Origin of the sequence: Peterkaempfera griseoplana, from assembly GCF_001418575.1 — a bacterium.
Classification (GTDB): domain Bacteria; phylum Actinomycetota; class Actinomycetes; order Streptomycetales; family Streptomycetaceae; genus Peterkaempfera; species Peterkaempfera griseoplana.
Window position 1 is genome coordinate 680 of sequence record NZ_LIQR01000473.1, and the last position, 432, is coordinate 1,111.

At 69.2% G+C, this 432-nt stretch carries 1 protein-coding gene; it reads left to right on the top strand.

The window, feature by feature from the left end; translation table 11 throughout:
* Positions 1-432, top strand: a 432-nt coding sequence (locus tag AOK09_RS42670; protein WP_407675446.1) for a MinD/ParA family ATP-binding protein, incomplete at both ends; no start/stop codon positions are given.

Below are 432 nucleotides of genomic sequence, written 5' to 3' on the forward strand. Positions count from 1 at the left end.
CCCGATCATCCTGACCGACTCGGGCACCGGCCTGCTCTACAGCGCCATGCGCGGTGTGCTGGACCTCGCCGACCAGCTGATCATCGTCTCCACCCCCAGTGTGGACGGCGCCAGCAGTGCCTCGACCACCCTGGACTGGCTCTCCGCGCACGGCTACGCCGACCTGGTGCAGCGCTCCATCACGGTGGTCTCCGGCGTTCGCGAGACCAGCAAGCTGATCAAGATCGAGGACATCGTCGCCCACTTCGAGACCCGTTGCCGCGGCGTCGTGGTGGTGCCCTTCGACGAGCACCTGGCCGCCGGTGCCGAGGTGGACATCTCGATGATGCGGCCCAAGGTCCGCGAGGCGTACTTCGATCTGGCGGCCCTGGTCGCCGAGGACTTCCAGCGGGCCCAGCAGGCCGCCGGGGTCTGGCAGCAGCAGGGCTGGCC